This window comes from Streptomyces sp. NPDC007189, assembly GCF_040703635.1.
GTDB lineage: Bacteria > Actinomycetota > Actinomycetes > Streptomycetales > Streptomycetaceae > Streptomyces.
In genome coordinates this window covers 144413-167215 of the sequence record NZ_JBEYEY010000020.1, presented here as the reverse complement: position 1 = coordinate 167215, position 22803 = coordinate 144413, and the positions used below count along the sequence as shown (strand labels likewise).

At 68.6% G+C, this 22803-nt stretch carries 20 protein-coding genes and 4 pseudogenes; 9 read left to right on the top strand and 15 right to left on the bottom strand.

Translation table 11 applies throughout. The annotated features are described in order from the left end of the window. Positions 1–681: 681 nt before the first annotated feature. The 5 genes from AB0950_RS33290 to AB0950_RS33270 all read left to right on the top strand — a co-directional run bounded on the left by AB0950_RS33290 (position 682) and on the right by AB0950_RS33270 (position 6399). Positions 682–1446: a TnsA-like heteromeric transposase endonuclease subunit gene (locus AB0950_RS33290; protein ID WP_366780096.1), complete on the top strand. Its 765-nt coding sequence runs from the start codon at positions 682–684 to the stop codon at positions 1444–1446. Further along, positions 1443–3506 carry a transposase gene (locus AB0950_RS33285; protein ID WP_366780095.1) on the top strand — a complete coding sequence of 688 codons (2064 nt, stop codon included), beginning with the start codon at positions 1443–1445 and terminating at the stop codon, positions 3504–3506. The genes AB0950_RS33290 and AB0950_RS33285 overlap by 4 nt, the downstream gene beginning before the upstream one ends. A 62-nt stretch (positions 3507–3568) precedes the next feature. Continuing rightward, the gene (locus tag AB0950_RS33280; RefSeq protein WP_366780094.1) at positions 3569–4501 is read left to right on the top strand and encodes an ATP-binding protein; all 933 of its coding nucleotides are present in this window, start codon (positions 3569–3571) and stop codon (positions 4499–4501) included. Between the two features lie 37 nt (positions 4502–4538). Further along, positions 4539–5549, top strand: coding sequence for a TniQ family protein (locus tag AB0950_RS33275; RefSeq protein WP_366780093.1), 1011 nt, complete (start codon positions 4539–4541; stop codon positions 5547–5549). Positions 5550–5610: 61 nt separating this feature from the next. Beyond that, positions 5611–6399 carry a hypothetical protein gene (locus AB0950_RS33270; RefSeq protein WP_366780092.1) on the top strand — a complete coding sequence of 263 codons (789 nt, stop codon included), beginning with the start codon at positions 5611–5613 and terminating at the stop codon, positions 6397–6399. A gap of 908 nt (positions 6400–7307) precedes the next feature. On the opposite strand, the gene AB0950_RS33265 is transcribed toward AB0950_RS33270, so the two are convergent. The 6 genes from AB0950_RS33265 to AB0950_RS33240 all read right to left on the bottom strand — a co-directional run bounded on the left by AB0950_RS33265 (position 7308) and on the right by AB0950_RS33240 (position 11803). Next, positions 7308–7982 (bottom strand): hypothetical protein, encoded by a 675-nt coding sequence (locus AB0950_RS33265; RefSeq protein ID WP_366780091.1) that lies wholly within the window; start codon positions 7980–7982, stop codon positions 7308–7310. Positions 7983–8351: 369 nt separating this feature from the next. Further along, positions 8352–8693 carry a helix-turn-helix transcriptional regulator gene (locus AB0950_RS33260; protein WP_360575208.1) on the bottom strand — a complete coding sequence of 114 codons (342 nt, stop codon included), beginning with the start codon at positions 8691–8693 and terminating at the stop codon, positions 8352–8354. Between the two features lie 80 nt (positions 8694–8773). Continuing rightward, entirely contained in the window at positions 8774–9595 is an 822-nt protein-coding gene (locus AB0950_RS33255) for a site-specific integrase (protein ID WP_366780097.1), read from the bottom strand. A 357-nt stretch (positions 9596–9952) separates the two neighbouring features. Beyond that, on the bottom strand, positions 9953–10372 hold the full coding sequence (locus tag AB0950_RS33250; RefSeq protein WP_360575197.1) for an ATP-binding protein: 420 nt from the start codon (positions 10370–10372) through the stop codon (positions 9953–9955). Positions 10373–10419: 47 nt separating this feature from the next. Then, on the bottom strand, positions 10420–11070 hold the full coding sequence (locus AB0950_RS33245) for a Mu transposase C-terminal domain-containing protein (protein ID WP_366780090.1): 651 nt from the start codon (positions 11068–11070) through the stop codon (positions 10420–10422). Beyond that, positions 11030–11803, bottom strand: a complete 774-nt coding sequence (locus AB0950_RS33240) for a transposase family protein (protein WP_366780089.1) — start codon at positions 11801–11803, stop codon at positions 11030–11032. Before AB0950_RS33240 ends, AB0950_RS33245 begins: the two co-directional genes overlap by 41 nt. Positions 11804–12337: 534 nt before the next feature. Here AB0950_RS33240 and AB0950_RS33235 point away from each other — a divergent pair. Further along, positions 12338–13423: pseudogene (locus AB0950_RS33235) on the top strand (DEAD/DEAH box helicase family protein); the annotation flags it as partial. Between the two features lie 1016 nt (positions 13424–14439). On the opposite strand, the gene AB0950_RS33230 reads toward AB0950_RS33235, so the two are convergent. Continuing rightward, on the bottom strand, positions 14440–14880 hold the full coding sequence (locus AB0950_RS33230) for a hypothetical protein (RefSeq protein ID WP_360575193.1): 441 nt from the start codon (positions 14878–14880) through the stop codon (positions 14440–14442). 154 nt (positions 14881–15034) lie between these two features. On the opposite strand from AB0950_RS33230, the gene AB0950_RS33225 reads away from it, so the two are divergent. Beyond that, positions 15035–15376 (top strand): transposase family protein, encoded by a 342-nt coding sequence (locus tag AB0950_RS33225; RefSeq protein ID WP_360575207.1) that lies wholly within the window; start codon positions 15035–15037, stop codon positions 15374–15376. On the opposite strand, the pseudogene AB0950_RS33220 reads toward AB0950_RS33225, so the two are convergent. Next, positions 15269–16088, bottom strand: a pseudogene (locus tag AB0950_RS33220) (IS481 family transposase); the annotation flags it as partial. The gene AB0950_RS33225 and the pseudogene AB0950_RS33220 sit on opposite strands and share 108 nt — an antisense overlap. Before the next feature lie 196 nt (positions 16089–16284). Here AB0950_RS33220 and AB0950_RS33215 point away from each other — a divergent pair. Beyond that, on the top strand, positions 16285–16926 hold the full coding sequence (locus AB0950_RS33215) for a carbonic anhydrase (RefSeq protein ID WP_360575192.1): 642 nt from the start codon (positions 16285–16287) through the stop codon (positions 16924–16926). Between the two features lie 193 nt (positions 16927–17119). Then, a complete protein-coding gene (locus AB0950_RS33210) occupies positions 17120–17569 on the top strand; it encodes a hypothetical protein (protein WP_366780088.1) in 450 nt (149 codons plus the stop codon). Positions 17570–18002: 433 nt separating this feature from the next. Here AB0950_RS33210 and AB0950_RS33205 read toward each other — a convergent pair whose 3' ends face one another. The 7 genes and pseudogenes from AB0950_RS33205 to AB0950_RS33175 form a co-directional block, all read right to left on the bottom strand. Next, positions 18003–18488, bottom strand: coding sequence for an ATP-binding protein (locus AB0950_RS33205; RefSeq protein ID WP_360575190.1), 486 nt, complete (start codon positions 18486–18488; stop codon positions 18003–18005). A 115-nt stretch (positions 18489–18603) separates the two neighbouring features. Then, positions 18604–18783 carry a hypothetical protein gene (locus tag AB0950_RS33200; protein WP_360575189.1) on the bottom strand — a complete coding sequence of 60 codons (180 nt, stop codon included), beginning with the start codon at positions 18781–18783 and terminating at the stop codon, positions 18604–18606. 185 nt (positions 18784–18968) lie between these two features. Further along, positions 18969–19169: pseudogene (locus AB0950_RS33195) on the bottom strand (HAD hydrolase family protein); the annotation flags it as partial. Between the two features lie 384 nt (positions 19170–19553). After that, on the bottom strand, positions 19554–20420 hold the full coding sequence (locus AB0950_RS33190) for a Ku protein (RefSeq protein WP_366780087.1): 867 nt from the start codon (positions 20418–20420) through the stop codon (positions 19554–19556). Continuing rightward, entirely contained in the window at positions 20329–21477 is a 1149-nt protein-coding gene (locus AB0950_RS33185) for an HTTM domain-containing protein (protein ID WP_366780086.1), read from the bottom strand. Before AB0950_RS33185 ends, AB0950_RS33190 begins: the two co-directional genes overlap by 92 nt. Further along, a complete protein-coding gene (locus tag AB0950_RS33180; RefSeq protein ID WP_360575206.1) occupies positions 21464–22072 on the bottom strand; it encodes a DUF5819 family protein in 609 nt (202 codons plus the stop codon). The genes AB0950_RS33185 and AB0950_RS33180 overlap by 14 nt, the downstream gene beginning before the upstream one ends. Positions 22073–22433: 361 nt before the next feature. Continuing rightward, a pseudogene (locus AB0950_RS33175) lies at positions 22434–22803 on the bottom strand (hypothetical protein); the annotation flags it as partial.

Sequence of the window (22803 nt, the reverse complement as noted above, 5' to 3'; positions counted from 1 at the left end):
ATCATCGCTGTCGAGGTGGTGATGCCCTGGCCGACCTCCATCCGCGGAAGCTCGACTCCGGGCTGCGCCCGGAGTCAGCGAACCCCCGTGCTGCGCACGGGGGTTGCGCTCCCGCTCCGCGGGAGCGCTGGCGGAGCGCTGCGCGCACCGCGCAACCTGCTTGCTTCGCAAGCAGGTTGACGCTCCGTCCGCTGCGCTCCCGGAGCGGTCGAGGGCTCCGCCCTCGACCCCGGCCTTCCGCTCCGCTCCAGTCCGGGGTCGGCGGGTCCGCTGCGCTCCCCCGCCCAACAAACGCGCCTGGAGGGAGTGAGCCGGTCGCTGAGTCAGGCTGGCCAGGAAGGTGGAGGGCGACTGGCGGATGACAGCCGGAATGGTTGCCGCCTGAAGGCCCTTCTTTTGCTTTGCTTCAAAGCGAGATATGGATTGAAACTGGATTCGAGCCCCCGCGGCGGTACGTGCCGCACCTCCAGCGGCCGGCCACTGCAACAACTGCGCAGTACCCGATGAACCTGCGCAGTGTTCCGCGATGGCGGGGAGGCTCAGGCCCCGCATGCGGGCTGATGTGCAGTCATACCAAAGCCGTAGCCGCTCCATTGGTGCATCGGAAGCTTTTCACCCAGTACGGGGGCGTTCTCGATCTGCGCATTGTGCAGGTGTACCGGTCAATTCTTCACTGGACGCGTGAGCAGCACGAGTGGTGACCACCGGGCGGGGGGTCGGGTCCGTGTGGGGGATGTCGATGTGCGGTTCATCGGCGCGAACGGTCTGCCAGAGCAGCGGTCGTGGCTGGAGGTGGCCGCTGAACTGGCGCCGGCTGACTGCCCGCCGGTGCGTGGCTTCGCGGTGCGCCGGGGCAGAAGGTTGGCTCCTGGTTGGTGGTGGGCGGCCACCACGGGTCGGTTGGTGGCTTACGGGAGCGCGACGATGAGGGACCGCCTGATGCTGCTGGACCAGGAACGGCGGGTGGTAGGGCTGGCGTGCCGCCCGCTGGAATTCGTGTGGCGGGATGGCAGGCGGGTGGTAGCCCATGCTCCTCAGCTGGCCGCGCGCCTCGCTGACGGAGGTCACGTGCTCGTGGACTGCCTCGGTGCCGGCTTCCCACCGCGCCGTCTTGCCGGTGTGCAGGCTGTGCTGGAGGAGTGTGCGCAGGAGGTGGGATGGCAGTACCGGGTCGAACCTGCCGCGGATCCGGTGGTGGTGGCCAACGTGCGCTGGCTGTCGGGGTACCGCCACCCGCGCTGCGCGGGCAGTGTCCGTCCAGGCCGGTTGCGTGACGTCTTCACGTCTCGACGGCCCTTGGTGGAGGGGGCTGCCGCGCTCGGTGATGTGATCCGGACCTTGCCAGTCGTCTACCACGGCTTGTGGAGTGGTGAACTGACCGCGGCGCTGGACCGGCCGCTCACCGAAAGCACTCTGGTTGCCGCGGCCGGACGGCACGAGCGGTGAGCACTGTGCGGCATGTGGTGGAGGTGGGAGACCAGATCCGCTTCGCCGGTGGTGTGTTCACTCTGGCGGGGCTGGACGGGCCTCGATGCCGGATCGTGGGTGAGGATGGGAGCGTCCAGGTGCTCCTGCTCACGCAGCTGTATGCAGACGAGGACTTCTGTGTGGTGGCCGGCTGTGCCGAGCCGCGCCGGGCGCCGGTGTGGGGGCCGTTGGCCAGCCTTGAGGCAGGCGTCCGCGAGAAGGCTCTGGCCTGGGAACGGCACATCCGCGAGGTCGAGACGGGTCATCCGGAGCCAGACGGGAGGGGTGCGCCGCGCGAGGAGTTCGACCCGGAGTTGCGCAGCCTCGCCGAGCGGGAGGCTGCCAAGGCGGCGGAGCTCACCGAGCAGGGGCAGCCGGTCAGCGTGGCCACGGTACGGCGCATGCGCACCCGCTACCGCAGGCAGGGCGTGTGGGGGCTGGTCGACGGGCGTACGACACGAGCGAGGTCGCCGTGGGGGCGTGCCGACGAGCGGGTGGTCAACGCCATCAGGGCAGCGCTGGAGGCGCAGCGGGAGCGGTCCACCGGGACGCTGAGCCGACTGCGTCGGCAGGTGGGCTGGCTGCTGCAGGACGCTTACGGACCAGGCACGGTGAAGGTGCCGCCGGTGGCTACGTTCAATCGGCTGGTCCATGCGGTCGCCGACGGCCAGGGGCTGCTGGGCCCTGCGGTGCAGCAGCGCTGGCGGACGAGTCGGCCTGAGCCGCCGTTCACGCCCACCGTCGTAGCGCGGCCCGGCGAGCTCGTCATGATGGACAGCACCCCGCTGGACGTACTGGCCGTGCTCGAGGACGGGCGCACCGGGCGGCTGGAACTGACCATGGCCATGGACGTGGCCACCCGCAGTATCACCGCCGCCGTGCTGCGCCCGCGGGGAACGAAGGCGGTCGACGCGGCAGTCCTCCTCGCGCAGACCGTCGTGCCCGAGCCCCTGCGGCCCGCCTGGCCCGAAGTGCTGGCGATGGCCTCCTCGGTGATCCCCTACGAGCGGCTGTTAAGCATCGATGCCCGGATGCAGGGCGCTGCTGCGCGACCGGTGATCTTCCCGTCCACCGTCGTCATCGACCAGGGAAAGGTGTTCATTTCCCAGTGCTTTCTCGCGGCCGCCGAGCATCTGGGAATCTCCGTCCAGCCGTGCCCGCCCGCGTCCGCGCCCGCGAAGGGCCACGTGGAGCGCGGCTTCGGATCGGTGGGGACGCTGTTCGCGCAATACGTCTCCGGCTACACCGGCTGCCACATCAGCCGGCGCGGCCACCGCGTCGAGGACGAAGCCTGCTGGACCCTGCCCCAGCTTCAGGACCTGTTGGACGAGTGGGTGGTCAGTGGGTGGCAGGAACGGCGGCACCGGGCACTATGCCACCCTCTGATGCCCAAGCTGGCGCTCACGCCCAACGAGATGTGGGCGGCCCTGGTCGGCATCGCCGGGCACGTGCCTGTCCCTCTGAGAGCCGCCGACTACATCGAGCTGCTCCCCGCCCGGCGGTGTGCGATCGGCGCCGAGGGTATCCGGTTCGATTACCGCACCTACGACAGCAAGGCCCTCAACGGCCACCGGCAGCGTTCCACCGCGCCGGACGGCAAGTGGGAGGTCCACTACAACCCCTACGAGCCCTCACGCTGCTGGGTGCGTCTGCCCACCGGCTGGGCCGAGGCGGGATGGATCCATCGCACTTTGGTCAGCCGACCCTTCACCGACACCGCCTGGCGGCATATCCGTACCGTCGTCGACCAACGCGCAGGACGTGCCGAACACGAGGAACACCTCGCCCGCGCACTCGACGAACTCCTGCGTCGCGCCGGCGGCAAGACCGCCGGTACCCGCGGCCAGGAGCCGGCCACCGGCTTTGGGGCAGGTCCCACGGGCGTGGTCCCGCAGGCGGACACCGGCGTGCTCGGGACCCGAGAGGTGAGTCGGCTGAGCGAAGAGGAGCCCGATCAGGACGACGCCGACGATCCGATCGCCGGCACAGCTGATGCCTGGGAAGTCTTCGACGCCCATCAGGAGGCAGAGCAGTGGTAGTCCCCGGCCAGGCAGCCGCACACACCGGCCCGTTCGCCTCACCGACCACATGGCGGGAGTGGATGCAGTTCATCGACGCCGAACCCCCTCGCCTGCCAGGCCCGGGCCCGTGGACACTTCAGGAACGCCTCGACTACCACTCCCAGTTCGTGATCCTCTCCACCCCGGTCATGGACAAGATCTCCCTCACCCTGCGGCGGCTGATGATCCTCAACCGGCACCACAACGGCACCGCCCGGCGAGGGCTGATGATCTCCGGCCCGCCCACCACCGGAAAGACCACCGCTCTGCAGCAGCTCGGACGGTCCTTCCACCTCGCCGACCGGGCCCGCCACACCGGCCCCGGCGAGCGACTGCCCGTGGTCTTCCTGTCCGTACCGCCCGCCGCCACACCGAAGATGCTGGTCTCCGAGTTGGCCCGGTTCCTCGACCTGCACATCGGAAAGACGATGAACCAGGCGCGGATCACCGACATCGTCTGCGGCGCTCTTCGCGATCTGGCGACCCAGCTCGTCCTCGTCGACGACGTCCATCTGCTCAACACCCGCACCCGCGTCGGCGCCGAGACCTCCGACCAGATGAAGCACCTCAGCGAACGCATCCCCGCCACGTTCGTGTACGCCGGCGTCGCCATCGAGGCCTCCCCGCTGTTGACCGGCAACCGCGGTGCGCAGCTGGCCGGGCGGTTCAAGATGGTGCGCAACCCTCCCCTGGCCTACGGCAGCACCACACAGCGCACAGCCTGGGAAGGCCTGGTCGGCGGCATGGAAAGCGCCCTGCGGCTTACCCACCACCGCCCCGGCGCCCTCACACGGCACGCCGCCTACCTCCACCAGCGCACCGCCGGCAGGATCGGCAGCCTTTCCGCCCTCGTCAGGGAAGCCGCCATCGCCGCGATCCTCGACGGCACCGAAACGATCACCAAACGGCTGCTGGCGGACATCGAGGTCGACCAACTCGCCGAACAGACCGCACGGCCACCGGCCAGGACCTGACATGCCCAGCGCTCCCCCACGTCCCAGCATCCGGCGCGTGGCCCCGCTGCAATGGGAGACCACCGCCTCCTACATCCAGCGCCTGGCCCGCCGCCACCACCTGACCACCGCAGAACTGCTGAACGGCCTGGGCATCCCCCGCCCCCGCCTCAAGAAGGAACGCACCCAGCCACACGCCCCCCACACCGGCATCGAGCTGTACCTGAACGCTCCGAGCCGCCGCCTGATCGCCTCGTTCACCGGGGTCCCGGAGGAACATCTCTCCTACGCGCTCCCCCAGTGGGACCAGTACCGCGACAAGCCCAACCCCGCCTCCGCCCGCGCCCGGCTCCAGCCCGCCCCGATCAACGCCGTCACCGGCTGCCCTGGCTGCACCCTCGCCCGCACCGGCCACAGACACCCCGTCCGCCAGTACCTGCCCGACAGCCGCCTCATCTGCCGTCGTCACCACACCTGGATACTCGGCCGCCACACCCTCGCCGGCACCCAACTGCCCATCGAGCACGCTGATCTGGGACACACCCCGGAGATCCTCGCTGCCCACCGCACCCACATCCGCTTCCTTCGCCGCTGGGGCGCCGCGGCTGACCACGCCCTCGCACAGGCCATGTCCCTGACCGAAGCCTGGCGGCGCACAGCACCCGCGCAAGAACGCATCTGGCCCGCACGCGCCCGCCGCATCGGCAGCAACAAGCGCACCCGCCTGTGGTACGCCCTCGCCCGAGCGGCCATCACCTACCCCGAAACCATCACCCTCGCCCAATACATCGCCCACCACCCCCGAACGCTTCTGGCCCTCGAACGACCCCAGAGCGCACCACCCGTCCACACCGCCATCGCCGCCCTCCTGGGCCGGCCCTGGCTTCAAGACCCGGCCTTCTACCCCGACCGGCTCAACAACCGGATCAACTACGCCCCCAGCCCCCACCCCGGTGCACGCCCGCGGTGGACCTACCGCCAGCCAGGCCCCACCGAACTCACCGAACTCGGCTACCACCCACCGAAAACGGCCCAGGCCGTAGATATCAGCCCCGGCACACCACCATGACCAGCAAGCCTGAACACATCGGCCCGCCCCGCCCTACCCTCCTCCCCACTACGCTGATGGAGTGACAGAGTGCGTCGACAACCCGGCCGAGAGACTCCACGGCCTTCTCATCGACTTCTGCAAGGCCGGCAGCGAACTAGGCCCCAACGTGAGCAATTGGAATGCCTGGGCCCGGGCGCTCACCTACGAGGAGACACCCCTCGTCACAGACAGCGCTGAATTCTTCGCACGTCTGTCCGCAGCGATGATGCTGCCCCAGCAAGTCCGCCAAGCAGTCGGGGCCGTGGTCAGCGATCCCGAGCAGCAGGAGTACATGCTCCGTCCCCTGGCCGGTGTCGAAGCCGCCTTGCTGGCCTCCGTTCAAGCCGGCCACCAGGTCTCCCACGTGTGGCAGCACTTCAGCAAGGACGGCGACGCGGACAGCAGCGCCGCGATCTACAGCCTGCTTGGCTGTGCCCACGAGCTACGCCGAGCTCAGGTCGAGGCCGTCCTGACCGACACCGACGGCCAACACCTCACCACCATGATCAACGACCTCATCGAGGCCGTCCTGGCCTCCGAACTCAACGAGGCGGACAAGCAGTTCCTCCTCACCCGGCTCAACGACAAGCTCGCCGCCGTCCAGCAAGCCCGCCTGCGCGGCCGCTACGCCCTGGAGACAACCACCGACGCCGCATACGGCGCCCTCACCCGCCGCCCCAACCTCATCCAGCGGCTCCGTGACGCCCAACTCCTCAACCGCCTGGCAGACCTGTTCACCAAGTTCAACACCGCGCTCGCGCTGACCGGACAGACCGTCGAACTGAGCGAGACCACCGTGCACATGCTGGAACGCGGCCTAGGCAACTGAGCACTCCCACACCCCCGTACAAGGCCACACAGCCCACACGCCAAGCCGTCCCGCGCCACCGGCAACCACTCAAACTGCGCAGCGCCCAACCAACCTGCGCAACCGGTGCCCGGCCCGACCGACACCCCAGGTCAGACAGCTGACAAACAACGCCCCCGCCCAGATCCAAGGAACCAAAACCCAACACCGACCCACTCAGTCAAACTGCACAACACCAGGCCAACAGCATGACGACTACTCAGATCCACTAACCAACGACAGCCACTGAGACTGCGCAGCATCCAACCAACCTGGGCAACACTCAAAACCGAGGGCATCTCTGCAGGCTTCGCCTGCAGACCGCCAGCGGACGATCAAGCGTCATCGCCGCCCAGTACACCTGCACAGAGCTCACGCCCCTGCCCACTACGCACAAAGGCCGGGCTTTGTAGCTCGGTGACAGCTACTCAGGATCCTGTCGGTAATGGGCCGTTCCGGCGTAGGACATGCCTAGTGCCACGGTGAGCTGTTTGACGTCGAGTTCATCAGCGAGAGTGAGCAGGCGCGTGGAGCGCAGGATGCGCGGGAGGAGGCCGACCGGGGCGAGGCTGTCGCGAATGTATGCGGCGCCGGCCGGGCGGGTGGTGGTTCTCGTGAGCCGGGTCACCAGAACGTGCGGGTTGGCTGTGTGCAGGGCGGCGCGGTGGGTGAGGCATCGTTCCAGGGCGCTCCACGTGGCGCTGTCGAGCGCGGTGTCGACGGTCCGCCCGGGGAAGCGGACTGTCCGGGAGCCGATGTTGCGCTGGTCGAGGGTGAGGTGGCGGAGTTCGCTGGTGGTGGCGGCGTGGAGAAGTGCGGCCAGCCCGATGAAAGCCTCCTGCGGGAGGGCATCTGTGCTGGTATTCCAGCGGCGGTAGAGGGCTCGCTGCTCATCGAGAGTGAGGGTGGGCCCTTTGAAGCCGCGTCGCTGGGGGGCGGTCAGGGCAGCGGCGGGGGTTGTGGAGGATCAGCCCGGTGCGGTGGGCGTGGGACAAGAACTGGCGCAGTCCTGCGAGCCAGGAGGCTCTGCGAGCCGGGTTGCGGGCCAGGAATGCCTCCAGGTCGGTGACATTCACGCTCGCCCAGCTGGGGTGTCCTTGGGCGTGGATGTGGAGGGCCAGGTCTCGGACGGTGTCGAGGCGGATCTCGATGGTCTTGAGCTGGTTCGGTCGCAGCCCAAGACGCTCGGCATTGTGGCGCTGGGCCACCAGTGCGTCCGCGAAGGCGCGGACGGCGGGGCGTAGCGGGGCTGGGACAGCCTGGATGCGGCGTTCGCGGCGGGCGGCGGCCTGCGGGTTCTTGGTGCCGTTGGGGGTGTCCAGGAGGCGGTGGGCGTGGAAGAAGTCGGTGAGCGGCCGGCTGAGCCAGGGACTCGTCCGGGCCGAGTGGGTGAGCAGTGTGTGCGGGTCGGCGGTGCCGGTGTCGATGACGAGACGGGCGGCATGGGTGAGGGCGTCCGCGGCGTAGAAGGTGTGGCGGTGGGTCTTCAGGTGCGCGGTGAAGGCATCCCACCATAAGGGAGTGTGGGGCATCCGGCGGGCCCAGCCGGCGGCGCGGGTCTCCACTGTGTGGGGCGAATGTTCATAGCAGCGCTTGCACATGCCCAGCGCCCACTGGAGCGAGACGCCACACCCCGAACAGGCTGCGAGAGGTTCCGCCGTCGCCGGATCGCTGCACGGGCGACATGCCTGGGTCGCAGCGTCGAGAGATCGCCGGCGCCCGCAGCGCTGACACGGACCGCGCCCGTGCCCGCCTGCGGCACGGCGCCGGCAGGCCGCGCTCAACTGGTCCGACGAGCGCCTGCCGCCACCACAGCCCGGGCACCTGCGCAGGCACCAGGCGCACAGGCCAGAGCCGGGGCGCAGCCAGCGCAGCTTCGTACAGCCAGGGCAACGGCCCTGGACGGCGCCGGGAACGGACGCTGTCATGCGGCCTCACATCTGCCAGGCAGCAGGGGCGGACGGAGAACGGTCCGGCACGTCACAAGGGGGGAGCGACCGTGTCTCGGCGGCCCGTAGCCGGGCGGGTGACGGCCGCCCGCCTGTCACCTCCGGCGCCGATACCGGGACCGATGCTGCAGGACTCCATGCGAGGAGATCTCCAGGAGCACAGTCGAGAGCCGTGCACAGGGCAGCCAGGGTGGACAGCTTGACCTGGGACGGCTGTTTCGTGAACAGAGCGGACACCGAGGCCGGGGACAGGTGAAGGCCCGCTTTCTCGGAGAGCAGCCGGCGCAGCTGAGTCCCACTCCATACGCCGCGTTCGGCCGGCGTCATCCGCAGCCGCCACTGCACTGCCGGAGAGACCAGGTCCGACGGTGCTGGGTCTGATGGGGTCATGCCCTTCACCTCTCTGATCAGCTGGCCAGCACCCGGACAGCAGAATCGGTGGCACGCCGCCAGGCGTCCTCGACGAACTTCTGCGACGGCTTCACGTACGCCATCGTCGAGGCGATATGGCGGTGGCCGAGGAGCTGCTGGACCGCGATCAGGTCCATGCCTCGCTCGTACTGGTGCGTCGCACACGCCCGGCGCAGCGCATGCGGAGTGAACCGCGCATCCCAGCTCACGCCCTCGGTATCGAGAAGGCGAGCCAGACGGTCCCGGACCGTCCCCACCTTCAAGGCCTGGCCGTGGTCGTCGCAGAACAGTGGTGCACTGGCCGGGAACAGCGGCCGGACATCGGCCAGGTACCAGGCCAGGATCCGGTCCAGGCCCTCCGGTATCGGCGACCACCGCGGCCGCGGTCCGGAGGCGTTCGCCGCCTTCCCGAACCGCACATGCAACTTCCCCGACGGCCCAAGCTGCGGATGCACATCGGCCTGGTCCAGGCGCACCAACTCACTCACCCGGACCGCCGAGTGATACGGCGTGCGCAGCAGCGCGTAATCCCTGGCCACGGCCCGGTAGTCGGACGCGACCGCCACCTGGGAACGGATGAACGAGAAGAACGCCTGCAGCCGCTCACGGCTGGGCGGCGGCCCCACCACAGCATCGTCACCGGCATGCCGCACACGGTTGAACCGGTCCAGCCCGCCGTCACCGACCGCCATCCCGAACACCGCGCGGACCTGAGCCCCGTAGCGCTCGGCGACAAAGCCATGGAAGGCACGCAACATCTGCAAGTACTGCCGGCGCGTACCCGGAGCCAGACCCGCGACAGCCAGAGCGTGGAGCATCTCATCCACGTCATCAGCTCCCACCGCCCACACCGGACAGTCGAAACGCCCCAGAACCCGCGTCAGGAGAGAGGCGTAACCGCGGACCGTCGTTGGAGCGAACCCGCGCACCATCCACGTCCTCGCGAACGCCTGAACGCACTGCCCCTGGAACACCCAAGGATCCACAGGACCGTCCGCCCCGTCAGACGAGGTGAGCTGTGTGCCCTCCACCAGCCACAACCCACCCCGCTCCCCCACACCCACCACAACACCCCACTGAACCGTCGCTCAGGCAGCACCTGAAAAACAACGCCACCACCGACGAACCCAACGACCCACCGAAGAAAAGGCAATCCCTCCAGCGAAACAACCGGCTCATCCACACCACAGTTTCGACAGCCACTGCGCCTCGTCACACACCAGCACCCGCGGCTCCTCAAGCGCGGTGCGCAGCATCCGGTCGAACTCGATCGCATGCGCCGGCGGCCGGCCCGGCAGCCCGAGAGCCTGGAACAGCTCGTGCCGCAGGTCCCGGGTGGAAGGGCGGGCCCGGAATTGGATCCGGCGGGTCAGTTTCGGCGCTAGCTCGCGCAGCGAGGCATTCACCGCGAAGGACTTGCCGTTGCCGGCCTGCCCGTAGATACAGATCATCGCCTTCGCCTCGATCGCCGCCCGGACGTTCTCCCGCGCCGTCAGCAGCGCCCGCGTCGACACGACCTGGGCGCCCGCAAGGCGCATGAAGTGGTCTTCACGCTCTGCCGGCAGACGGCCCCTGCGAGCCAGGGTGTTGGTCATCTTCTCGTGACTCCTCGCTGTCCGGGCCCGGCTCACTGCTGATGTCGTCAGGGGAAGGCGGCGGCGCAGCGCGCCCTGTCCGTACCGCCTGCCCAGGGCGGGGTAGGCGGGGCCGGGCCCAGCCTGGAGGCGGGTCCCTGGGCGGGATCAGGTCCGGCAGTGCTCGCGCCGCCAGGTCCGTCGCCCGGGCGCGGGCGATCTCCGTTTGGGCCTGCTGGCCGGTGACCGCGCCGCGGGCGGGGAGCATCCGGTGTTGTCGTGGCCGAGTAGCGGGTCCGGCGCAGCTTCTCCGCTGCCTTCAAGTCGGCCTTCAGCGCACGGGCCTTCTTCTCCCTGACCGAACTGAGCGCCCGGCGCTGCTCAAGCGTCGCTGCCTGGGCAAGGTAGGCCTTGCCCAGGTGCCGGGCCGGGTCGGTCGCGTCGAACACCTCGATCTCGCCGTCGTAGTGCGGCAGGTACCGCAGCCGTACGCGGGCACCGACGTGACCGACCATCCACGGCGCGATGTAAGCGCGGCGCCGCCAGGTCACCCCGTTCGTAGTGATCTTCCGGACCCGGCCGTCGTCCTCCAGCGCGAAGAACACCAGTTGTTCCTCCGGCACGTCCTCCACCGGGGCCGGGTCTGCTTCCCACGCCTGCCGGGGCGTGCTGCCCTTCTCAAGGCCTGCCGGACGGTGCTCGGTGTTCCACCAGGCCACTTAAGTCCAACAGCACCTTCACGAAGCCGGCGAACGGCATCAGAGTGTCGACCGGATCGCTCGGATGCGCCCCGGCCGGCCGGGCCCGGCGCGTATATCCCGGCAAGGAGACCAGCAGCATCTCCTCCAGCGCACCGTTCAGGGCCTCGACGGTGCCCTTGCGGTACGGCGTATACGCAGGCAGGTCCTCCACCGGCACCGCGAAAGCCCCCAACGCCCGCGTCACCGCCCGGCACAAGAACTCCTTACCCCGGTCCACCCGCACCCGGCCCGGCAGACCACCGAAGGGACCATAGGGACCAGTCCGGCTGATCCCCGCACGCAGCGCCGCCAGGACCGCGTCCCGAGCAGGCTGATGCGGCGTGACCGCCACCCCCACGATGACCTTCGTCGCCACATCCACGAACCACGTCACCCACGGACACACGCCCGCCCCGTCCAACTCCACCCGGACCGGGACCCGCTTGTGATCACCCTCCCAGCACGCATTGCGAAACGTCGGCGGACGCTTGCCATACACGTCAAACCGCCGCCGGAGCCCCTTACCACCCCTCAACCCGGCCCGCTCCCCCGCCGACAAATCCCTGATGACCGCGCGCTGCATCGTCGCCAACGACGGCACCACCGCCGCCCGACCCTCCCGTTCAGCCTCGGCGACCAGTTCCCGGTGCACCGCGGCCACGTTCCCACCCCAAAGAGCCAGCAGCTGACGCACGTGGTCAGTCACGGTCACGCGGCAGGCTGCCGGACCGGCCCGCCGTCCGCGCCGCCCGCAGCCACCGCCACACCGTCCGCTCCGAGACCCCCAGAGCCGAGCAGATCAACCGGACGTGCCCCGAGGTCAGCTCACCCCGGGAATCCAGCAGCCGCAGACGCTCCACCGCCTGCGCCCGCGTAAACACCCCCGGCAACTCCAGCCCCGACAGCGCCCCCACCTCCGCCCGCCAAACTCCCCCGGCGCTCGCTTTTCGTGCACGCCCGACACCACGCGGGCCTCACCCATGACAGCCCCCGCACCGCACCCCTGACAGAACGAACCGCGAAAGCCTCACACAAGCGGCTTCACTGCTGTATACGAGGGCGCCCGTCGGTACGCAGGACCGCTGCACTCACACACCGCGCCAGACCGTCAGCACCAAAACCGCAAGCTTGTCACCACACAAACCGCAGTAACGCCACCACAACCCTGAGCCCGGACACCCAACCAGGCATAACACCCACTGACATCCATACAGTCACTCACTGACAAGACACCTCAGCCCATCAAATGGCAGTGAAGGAACTCCGTCCCCACCAGCGAGAAGCCGTGGACGCTGTGCTGCGTGCCCTGGAATTGCCTGCAAGATCTACTGTGCCCGAGCGAGGGCTCCGCACTCAGGTGATCATGGCGACCGGAACCGGCAAGACCCTCGTGGCCACCCGCAGCGCCGAGGAGCTCCGTGCCGGCCGCGTGCTGGTGCTCGTCCCCTCCCTCGATCTGCTCGCCCAGACCGAGGCCGCGTGGCGCGAGGGAGGCCGCACAGGGCCGATGATCGGGGTCTCCTCCCTGCGAGGCGAGGACGTGACCTTCCCCAGCACCACGGACGTGAAGGAACTGGTCGACTGGGTGGGGTCGTTCGACAAGGTCACGGTGTTTGCCACGTATGCCTCGCTGGGACTGGGCACGCTGGAACGCGCGCACAAGGCCGGCCTGCCGGGCTGGGACCTGATCGTCGTGGACGAAGCCCACCGGACGTCAGGCCGGATCGGCAAGCCCTGGGCGGTCGTCCACGACAACACCCGCATCCCCGCCCTGCGCCGTCTCTACATGACCGCCACGCCCAGGATGTGGCAGCTGGACGAAGACGCCGAACCGGGCGTGCCGGGCGAGTTGGTGGCGAGCATGGAGGACGATCCGGACGGCCCGTTCGGGGCGCGCTGCTACACCCTGACGCTGTCGGAGGCGATCGACCGGGGGATCTGCGCGCCGTACCAGGTCGTCTGCCTCGACATCACCGACACCCAGCTCCAGGCCGCGCAGCTCCTGGGCGCTGAGGGCCGCTCGGACGAGGTCCGCGGGGCCCGGCTCGCTGCTCTGCAGACCGCGCTGGTGAAGGCATCGGCCGAGGAAGGGTTCCGCAGGACGCTGGTCTTCCACCACGTCGTCAAAGAGGCCGAGGCGTTCGCGGCCGGCCTCCCCGACGTCGCCGCGCAGCAGCACGCCGCGGACCCCGAGCTGTACCCGAAGACGATCTGGGCCAACTGGCTCTGCGGCGAGCACAAGCCGAACCACCGGCGGCGGGTTCTCGGGGAGTTCGCCGACGGGACCGCCATGGACGGAACGGTCGTGGCGAAGAGCTACCTGGGCTCGCTATCTACGCGCGTGTTCAACGATTTCCTCAGCCTTCTCCACTCGCCGCCTCTGGGCGAGCTTCAACCGGTCAAGTTTGAACTTCTGCACCTCGATCAGGCGACGCTGGATTCGCGACTCAATGGTGAACCACTTTTTCAATAGATCAGTTCTACCTTTACACAGCAGATCGCGATCTGCCGTTTCCCTTTCCCTCTTTGATATTTTGCGACCCGTGAAGGACGCATCCGCCAAAGGTTCCAAGGGTGTCCCGTATCTGTAACCGGCCTCCCTCATGCAAGACGACCAGTCGGCGAACTGCTTACTCAGCTCAGCGCTCTTCAGTGACTGCGTAAAGCTTTCTGTAGCAATTTCCCGGGCTGCTGCGGCGCCTTCTTTATAGGTGTACCGAGCTTCGAAATTCTTGTCGGTCTCCCCCTTACATCCCCCTGGAGGAACTTTCAGCCCATTGATCTCGCTCCTGTATGGGATCCCCATCGCTTTCATCATAGCCGTGCCGTAGAGGACATTCTTTTCCACCGTGCTGATACTCTTCGGCGCAGGCTTTGAGTGGTCAGGTGGCAGGTGATAGCCGTATTCATGGGCAGAACGCGCGTCCTGCAGTCCATAACGTCGATCGGGGACTCTTGTCGCCTCAAAAGTGGCGGTATCGTCCTGGATGCCGAATCGTTTCACGCAGGCAGCTATAAGCGTATGCTCTGCGGCCGAAACGACCTCGACTTGAGTTTCGTTGAGAGTGTATTCGGCTATCGGCAGCTCCCTCGCGTAATCCTTGTATGGAAAATCTGCCACCGCCGCTTCCTCAGGTCCGTTGCGTGAGTCTCCGTGGGGCCTCGAGGGGCTTGTCCCAGCACAAGCAACTACGGTAGAGGCGATGGACAGGAAGACTGCCAGTTGACCGGCCCCGCGGGCCAGCAGCGAAGGCCTGTAGGACATTTCGCTCCATTCTGGATTGGCGCAGAAAAATGAAGAACTGGCGACAGGGAATCGAATCCTGCCGCCAGTTCCGAATTTTATTCTTAGAAGTCGTAGCAGGACGACGGGTGAGTCCAGTTGAAGGACGCGTTCTGGTTATACGTATTGGCGAGTCTGTTGACCAGCGTGTTGGCCGGTATCGAGTCGCAAGCTCCGGCGTAGCCGCTGTTGTAGAAGATGCTCGCCCAGTCATTGGGGGACACCCAGTCAGCGAACTGCGCTGACGCCGCGTTGTTCTTGACGCTCTGCCCCTGACCCGAGCCCGAAGAAAGGAAGGTGTAGCCGGCAAAATTGGATACGGCTGTATCCTTGAAGCCAGTCATGGAGCCCTGGATGTTGCTGTTGTAGCTCAGAGCGAGGCACCTGCTCGAGTTGGTGCAGTCAACGCCCACCGCTGCGGATGCCTGAGGGGCAAAGGCGATGGAAAGTGCACCTATCGATGCTGCCGTGCAAGCAATGACATGGCGCTTCTTGAATGAAGACATAATAGCTCCCTTACGTTCCAAGTGAACGTTGTCGATCATGACAGACCGGGCGACTCTCTGTCAATGAGAAAACTTAACCAAGCCGCGAAGGATCACTATGTGGAATAATCCACGCATACTTTGGTCAACCCGTACTCGCGGGCTGTGATCCGGCCTGCCAGCACGAATTACCCGACCGCCGGCCCGGCTGTCCTGCCTGCCCGACCGGCACCGCCGCCGGGGCCGCCGTCATCCTCTGCCGTACGTCCTGGCCGTGGCCGCCTGTGCGGTCCTGGCCGGAGCGAAGTCCCTCACCGCGATCGCCGAGTGGGCCGCATGTGCCGCGTTCCGGCCGGCCGTCGTCCACGGCACACCGGGCCGGACTCAGCCTGCCGGTCGGAGTCAGCGGTACCGGTGGCCGGCCCCCGAGGGCGGTGCGGGGACGACGGTGGTCGTCGACGTGGAGGAAACCGGCCAGGGCCGCGCTGCGTTCGGTGTCGCTGGTGCAGGGCCGTAGGCAGGCCCTCTCGTCGAGCAGGGTGCGGTTGAAGCGTTCGACCTTGCCGTTCGTCCGCGGGCGGTGGGCGCGATTCAGGTTTCCGGTCGCGCCGGTCTCGGCGAGCGCCTGTTTCAAGGCCAGGCCCGTGCGGTAGGGCCCAGGCGTTGTCGGTGAGACGCGCTCGAAGCGGGTGATGCCGGGTGCGTGGAAGAAGGCGGCCACGCGGGTGAGGAAACCTGCGCAGGTCGCGACCTTCTCGTCCGGGTGGATCTCGCTGTGGGCGAGGCGGGCGTAGTCGTCGACGGCGGAGTGGACGTAGTCGAAGCCCATGCCGCGGATCGGCCGTCCGCCGTCGCGGCCGCGGACCTTGTGGCCGCCGCCGTCGGGGATACGGCCGAGTTTCTTCACGTCGACGTGGTTCAGTTCGCCGGGACGGTCGCGTTCGTAGCGGCGGATCACGGCGGCGGTCGGCCGGTCCAGCCGGGCCAGGCGGCTGAGGCCGTGGCGGGTCAGGATCCGGTGCACGGTGGAGGCGGGCAGGCCCAGCACCGGGCCGATGCGGGCCGGGCCGGGCCTGCGGTCCCGCCGCAGCCGGCGCACCCGGTCCTCCACCGTCGCCGGGGTGCGGTGCGGCGCCCGGTGCGGCCTGCTGGAACGGCCCAAGCCCGGCCTCGCCTTCACGGCACCAGCGGCGGATCCACTGGTGGGCCGTGACTCGTGAGATGCCCATCCACACCTAGGGCCTCTCGTTTGGATCATGCCGGGCTCGCGGGCCCTGGCACCGCACCTCGCCGCGTTGTCGTCGGTTGCCATGGCTCCGCCATGGCGCCCTCCTCCGACTTGCGATGCACGGCACCAGACCCCGCTCCCTGATCCGGCCTGATCCGAACGAAAAGGCCCTAGTGGCGGACTCTAGGCTGCGGGGCATGAGCGAGATCAAGAACCCGACGCCCAGCAAGGCATTCGAGCTGCTGATGGCCGGCAACCAGCGCTTCATCGCCGGCACCCCCGAGCACCCCAACCAGGACGCCGCCCGCCGCGCCGAAATCGCTCCCTCCCAGCAACCCTTCACCGTGCTGTTCGGGTGTTCGGACTCCCGGCTGGCCGCCGAGATCATCTTCGACCGCGGCCTGGGCGACCTGTTCGTGGTACGCACCGCCGGCCACGTCATGGGCCCGGAGGTGCTGGGCAGCATCGAGTTCGGCGTGGAGGTGCTGGGCTGCCCGCTGGTGGTGGTCCTCGGGCACGACTCGTGCGGAGCCGTCGGCGCGGCCAGCGCCGCGCTGCAGGACGGGCAGACGCCGGGCGGCTTCATCCGCGATGTTGTCGAGCGGGTCACCCCCAGCGTGCTGGCGGCGCGGGCCGCCGGACACGCGGAGCCGCAGGAGGTCCTCGCCGAGCACATCCGGCACACCGTTGACCTGCTGCTGGACCGCTCCCGAGTGCTCGCCGAGAAGGTCGCCGCCGGCCAGGCCGCCGTGGTGGGCCTGCGCTACCGCCTGGCCGACGGCAGCGCGCACCTCGTCACCTCCCGCGGCCTCGATGCACAGGCCACCGCCACCTCCTGATCACGTGGTCCCGGCTTTCACCCCCGCGCCCCCGCCACCGTCCCGCACTGCGTTGTCGCATTCCGTGGTCTCGTGAGCGTATGGGCCCCCGGCCCAGCCGGTGCCGGCCAGGCGCGGAGGATCCGGCTGCACCCGAAGGCACCCACTCGATCATTCGCACCCGCCGCCTACGGCCTGCCCAGTGGAGGAACACATGACCGAGCGTCAGGACGGCCCCGCCGGCCGGCACCGCCGCCCCGACGGCCTGAGCGACGAGACGGTCGAGGCGCTCGGCGCGCTGTCCAAGGCACTGGAGACCACCGAGCGGGCCAGAGGCCGTCTGTACGACTTCCACCAGCTGACCGGCACCGCCGACTTCCAGCTGGACCGTGCGGTGGAACTCCTGTACAAGGCGGGCCACCCCGAGTGGGCTGAGGCGGTCCGCACGCAGATCCTGGGCCGCAACGTCATTCCGGGGCACTGGACGTTCCAGATCGTCGAGGCCTACAACGCCACCTACTACCGGCCCTTCCAGGAGCTGGAGGCGAGCGCGGTGAAGGAACTCGCTCAGGGGCGCGACCACCTGCTGGAGGCGGAGCTGAAAGAAAACCGCCGAACGCACGGCCACCCCCACCACACCGCACGGCCGCCCGAGCCGGAGTGATGACGCCCGCCTCAGCCGCACGAGGCCCCGCGAAGAAGATTCCGACCACCCGCCGCTGAACCGTCTCCCCGGACGCTCACAGCGGCCGGGGACGCGCGCGGCCCCGCCGACGCGCGAGAGGGGACCGCCGGCGCCCCGATCCCCCCAAGGCGCTCCCGCTCGCCCGCCCGTCCCCTTCCACCTTCTTCTCCAGGCAGTGGCGGCGTAGGGTGCGCTGAGGGGGGATGTCAGAGTCCCGACCACGCTGCTAGGGGCGTGGTGACGTGCGCAAACGCGCGGCGTTCCGAAGGGCCCGCGCAACAGTAGTCGCAACCTCCAGCGCAACTTCTAGCGCAACCCCTTGGCGCAACAGATGTCGCAACAGATCCCGTGCCGGGGCGGACAAGGCTCAGCTCTTGGCCGTGGCCATTGGTCGGCGACTACATGACCACGGTCAGTGCGTGACCCTGGTCGGGCATGGCACGACCGCCGTCACCGTCTTTCCCCCGGCGTGGACTGTCCCCTGCACGTCCGTCGAGAGTTCCTGCACCAGATGCCAGCCGAACCCGCCCGGCGTCCGGGGATCCAGTGGGCGGGGCCGCGGCGGCAGGGTGCTGGCATCGTCCACCGCCACCGTCACCGCCTCCGGCCTGGCCTCCAGCCGGAACCCGGTCACCCCGCCGGCATGCTGCACCGCGTTGGCGAACAGCTCGGAGACCACCAGCAGCACCGCCTCCGGCCCGCTCCCGCCCCCGGGCGCGGCCACAAGCAAGAACCCGCGGGTGATGTCTCCAGCCTGCTCTGCCGTCCGCACCTGTCCGTCACGCAGGGCGTCGGGGTCGGGGCCTTCCTGGGGCGCCAGCGCGGCCTTCCGGCAGTCAGTTGGCAGACGCTCAACGGCTACCCCGATTTTCGGACGCCGCACGCCCGACACGATCATCCCCTGCCGGTGGCCCCGGGATGATCAAGCCGTGATGTCCCGGGCCGGCCCCGACCATGGGCCCGACCACGCTCTGACCAGGCGTGGTCGGGCCCATGGTCGGGGGCACCCTGGTTCACCGGGCGCGGGTGACCACGGCGGTGACCATGGCGACCAGGACGCCGGCACCGGTCAGCGCGACCGTCAGCGGCTGGGTGAGCCGCGGGCGGCGGTGGACGGCGTAGGCGAGCGCGCCGATGAACAGCAGGCCGACCAGGACCAGCAGCAGGACGACCAGCAGCGCGAGCGTGGACACGGCGGTTCCCCCTCGGGGTCAGGCACACGGACCTTCCGCGTGCAGTGCCTCTAGAGCGCAAGGGCTCCCTGCCTCTTGGCGTGGAGACTTGGCTTCCGGACAGGCGGCCCCAAGGTCACGGATGCGGGGGTAAGCCCCGCAACACTCTGCTTGTTGGTGCTCATCAGGGAGATGTCCTTACTTGGGAGGGAATCGAGAGAGGGGCCGAGGATCCAGCTGGCGATCTCTCGGATCGCGCCGTCACCGCCGGGGACGGTGGTGACCACGCGTGCGGCGCCGCGTACGACGTCGTGAGCGCTCGCGACCGCCACGGGCCAGCCGACGAGGGCGAAGCACGGCAGGTCGTTGACGTCATTGCCGACGTAGAGCACGCGCTCCGGCGCGATTGGTCGTGCAGGCCGTTTACAGCCGTTTGTGTTCCTGATCCCGCGGATGGCCCGGAAGGCTCCTGCACAGGGACCAGACGTGCTGGCCGTACGATGATCAGCGTGACCGCCCGCCGCGCCCTTGGCGCCGGCCCCCAGGACGCGCACGGCATCCGTGCCTCCCAGGCCGACCTCATCGACTCCCTCCCTGGAATCCGCCTCCCCGACCTTGAGGAACTGCGAGCCCGGGGAGTGCTGGGCTCACGCCCGGAGCCGACGCAGGCTCAGCGAAGGATCCTTGGCGGCGGCGGGCGAGCCGACGAGCAGGCCCAGGGGGATGGGCGGCGTTAGATCGATGACCGGAGCGGTCTGCGGGCCGACTGCTGCCTGACGGGCGGGGCTCCCCTATGCGGTGCGTGGCCGACGGGTCGGCGTCTTCTTAGCGGCCGTCTTCTTCTTCGGCAACTCGTGCACCTCGGCCGGCCCTGGCTCCTCGCCGCGGGAGGCCTTCACCTTCGACACCGACTCCTGCAGCGCAGCCATCAAATCGAGCACCGCGGCCGGCCGCTCGGGCTCCGGGACCGAGGGCAGCGGCTTCTCCTCGCGTTTGGCCTCGATGATCTGGGCGATGGCCTCGGTGTAGCGGTCCTGGAAGTCGGGGCCTTCCAGCTTGTCCACGGTCATGGTGTCCATCAGCGCCAGAGCGCTGTCGATCTCTTCGTCGCTCACCTCGACCGGTGGCGGGAGCAGCTCGGTGGGGTCGCGGATCTCGTCCGGCCAGCGCATGGCGTGCAGGACCAGGACGTCGTCGCGGACACGGAGCAGGCCCAGTCTTTCCCGGCCGGACCAGGCGTACTTCGCGACAGCCACCTTCGAGGAGCGGCCGAGGGCCTGGACGAGGAGCTTGTACGGTTTCACCGCGACCTGGCCGGCCGGCTGCAGGTAGTAGCCCTCGGCGATCCGGATCGGGTCAATGGACTCCAACGGCACGAAGGCGTCGATCTCGATCGCCTTCGCCGTCGGCAGCGGCAGGTTGCTCAGCTCCTCGTCCGTGACCGGGCGTTGTCCTTGCGGATGCGCGCATTGTTGACCTGTGTGACACGTAGATAGGCACGCGTGTCGGCATCCCGCTGGCCCCGCTCCGAAACAAGAGCGCGTAACGCGGCACCACGTCTCGCCCTCAGCCGGTCGGTCCCGCCTGCGGAGGCACCGGTGCAGTCTCCGCGGGGGTTGAAGCCCGCGCCTGCCTGATGGCAGCCCACGCGGCAACACGCCCCCACAGTTGTCCCAGGTACCGGTAGAAGCGGTCCGGAAGGAACACGGCGTCCGCGGCGATCATGGCGCCGGAGAAGAGCGGCAGGCCAAGGAAGACAGCGATACCCAGGTGCATGCCCAGCAGCATCGTCAGGACGGGGTACTTGAGCCGGCCGAACAAGACGAACGGGAAAGCCACCTGCAACAGCACCGTCAGGTAACACACGATGGCGATCAGTACGTTGTGTTCGTCCGCCATGCGGGAGAGCTCGGGCCAGGGCTGGAACAACTCGAGGTTCAGGACGTAGTGAAGGGCGGTTCCGTTGCCCCAGGTAGCGCCCTGCACCTTGTACAGGCCCGCGGATCCATAGAGGAAGCAGACCTGGGCAGCGATCACGAGCATGCCGCAGTTGTGCAGCACGGTGACCACTGTCCGGCGCGCGTCGCGAAGATGGCGTCGCAGTTCGCTGGATGTCTGGTCCAGCGGAAGCCTGACCGCCTTGGCTGCGGATGCTCGGAGCCGGGTTCTGCGCGCGTCGAGGGACCAGCATCGGCCGCATGCGGTGAAGACGAGGTAGAGGGCCATGAGGAGGATGAGGTTGTCCCCTCCGTCCGTCATGAAGATCGCCCTGGCGTGGAACGACGTCACGACGACTGCGAAAAGCAGGGACATTGCCCTGGTCCGCCAGCCCAGCATGAACAGTGCGCAGGTGGCGAGGGCTGCGGTGTAGCAGACCTCGAAGTAGGCCCGGCTGTCGGACAGGGTGAGGATGCTGGCCCACCCGGTCTGATCGAAGAGTTGCCTGGCCAGTGCCGGCGTCCACGGTGAGCCGGGACCCCAGATCTCGTCGCGGTGGGGAAATTCGCGCACCAGGAAGGCGAAGTACAGAAACCCGTACCCGATGCGCAGAACCGCTGCGGCGTACAGGGAGATCGGCTGCTCCAGAAGGAGGGTGAGGAGCGTGGCGAGGCGGGCGGGCAGGTGCTGCGGCGTGCCCGCGCTCGCTCGCTGCGTGCCGTGTCCAGGGGGCGAGGGCGTGGTTGCCGCGACCGATGTCTGCTCAGCCTGTTGCATGGGCGGGCACCTTCCACCAGGGCAGGTAACGAGTGTCGGCGCGCTTCGGTGTCGCCATGCCGGGACCGGGCTCGCCCGCTGCGGGCGGCGCGGCGATGGGCAGGCTGATCACCCGCAGTTGGATGGACTCGAATGCGCCGTGGTGATGGGCGGCGACGCGATCCGCCGCGATGTTGCGCAGGTAGTGCTGGATCATCTCAGCGCGCTGGGAGCGCGGCTGGTCGTCGTTGCCGTGCGTTTCGAGGTAGGAAGTCCACGCCCGGCGCAGCATGTTCTGTGCGGTATGACTTGGGAAGGGGTCGTGTCTCACCGCGGCTGTGTCGACGGCGGTCAGGTCGAACCAGTCGCTGACCTGGACGGTGCCGTCCGGCGCGGTGTGCATGGTCCTTGCCGAAATCTGCCGGTTGACCGACTCCGGGTCCGGGGCGAAGAGTCGCCAGTTCTGCTCGAACAACGGGAAGACCCAGGCGTTGACCTGCCGGCTGTACTGCCGGGAGACGGAATTCGGTGGTGCCACCTGCAGGAACACCAGGAGCACATGCACCAGGGCCGTCGCCAGACACAGGACCACGGCGACGTGTACCCCGACCTTCAAGGCGACGGGCGGCTCCGAAGATGCTTCGACGGCAAGGGAGCTGTCATCCCCGTTCTGTGCGGCGGCTCTTCCAGCGACGGTCCGGTCCAAGTCATCGGCATCCGCTGACACGACGCCACCTTGCACGGCCCCATCCGCCCCTTCCCGCCCGACTTCTCTCACCTGGTTCTCCTGAGGTTTTCACCGGCGGCGTGCGGCGGAATCGGTGACGATCCGCGCCGCACGCCGCCCGTCCTACTCACGCACGTGGTCGTCTGACCGAGCACACACGCCGCCGGAGATCGCACGCGCGCGCTCCGACGCCGCCATCGCAAACCCCCAGGACACGTGGGAATCGCTCCGGGCTGCGCTGACCATCGCGCTAGGCAGCATCACAGCCGTAGCCATAGTCCGTGCCGGGCTGGTCGCCATAATCGCCGGGCTTGCCGGGCTTGCCGGGCTTGCCGGGCTTCTCGGGCTTGCCGGGCTTGCCGGGCTTCTCGGGCTTGCCGGGCTTCTCGGGCTTGCAGCCATGGCCGTTACCGCCGGTGGTGCCGCCGGTCGTGGTCCCGCCGGTGGTGCCGCCGGTCGTGGTCCCGCCGGTGGTGCCAGCGGTCGTGGTACCCGTGGTCCCGCCGGTGGTTCCCGCCGTCGTCGCACCTGTGGTCCCGGCCGTCGTCGCACCCGTAGTTCCAGCCGTTGTGGCGCCCGTGGTCCCGGCCGTCGTGGTGCCGGTGGTCCCAGCCGTCGTG